Source organism: Staphylococcus sp. EG-SA-2 (genome assembly GCF_017152085.1).
The window spans coordinates 1-831 of the sequence record NZ_JACYHC010000996.1 but is presented as its reverse complement, the minus strand read 5'-3'; the positions used below and the strand labels follow the sequence as shown (position 1 = coordinate 831).

Sequence of the window (831 nt, the reverse complement as noted above, 5' to 3'; positions counted from 1 at the left end):
CTGAAAATGCAACAACCGAAATACCACGTTTAATTAATACAGCAATCGCCGAAAGACGCCCAGTTCATTTACATTTACCAATCGATGTCGCAATCTCTGAAATTGAGATACCGACACCATTTGAAGTAACGGCAGCCAAAGATACGGATGCATCAACATATATAGAGTTATTAACATCTAAATTGCATCAATCGAAGCAGCCTATCATCATTACTGGACATGAAATCAACAGTTTTCACCTTCATCAAGAATTAGAAGATTTTGTAAATCAAACACAGATACCAGTAGCACAACTTTCATTAGGAAAAGGTGCTTTTAATGAGGAAAATCCATATTATATGGGTATTTACGATGGGAAAATTGCCGAAGATAAAATACGAGATTATGTGGACAACAGCGATTTAATTTTAAATATTGGAGCCAAATTAACAGATTCAGCAACAGCAGGTTTTTCATACCAATTCAATATCGATGATGTCGTTATGTTAAATCATCACAATATCAAAATTGACGATGTTACAAATGATGAAATATCTCTACCATCATTGTTAAAACAGTTATCCAATATTTCATATACGAATAACGCAACGTTCCCTGCGTATCATCGTCCAACATCACCCGATTATACTGTTGGCACAGAACCATTAACACAACAAACTTATTTTAAAATGATGCAAAATTTCTTAAAACCAAATGATGTCATCATTGCTGATCAAGGTACATCATTCTTTGGTGCTTATGATTTAGCATTATACAAAAACAATACTTTTATAGGGCAACCGTTATGGGGTTCTATCGGCTATACATTACCTGCAACATTAGGTTCACAAT

At 34.3% G+C, this 831-nt stretch carries 1 pseudogene; it reads left to right on the top strand.

Annotation, left to right across the window (positions count from 1 at the left end):
- Positions 1 to 831 (top strand): annotated as a pseudogene (locus tag IDG60_RS27770) (alpha-keto acid decarboxylase family protein); the annotation flags it as partial.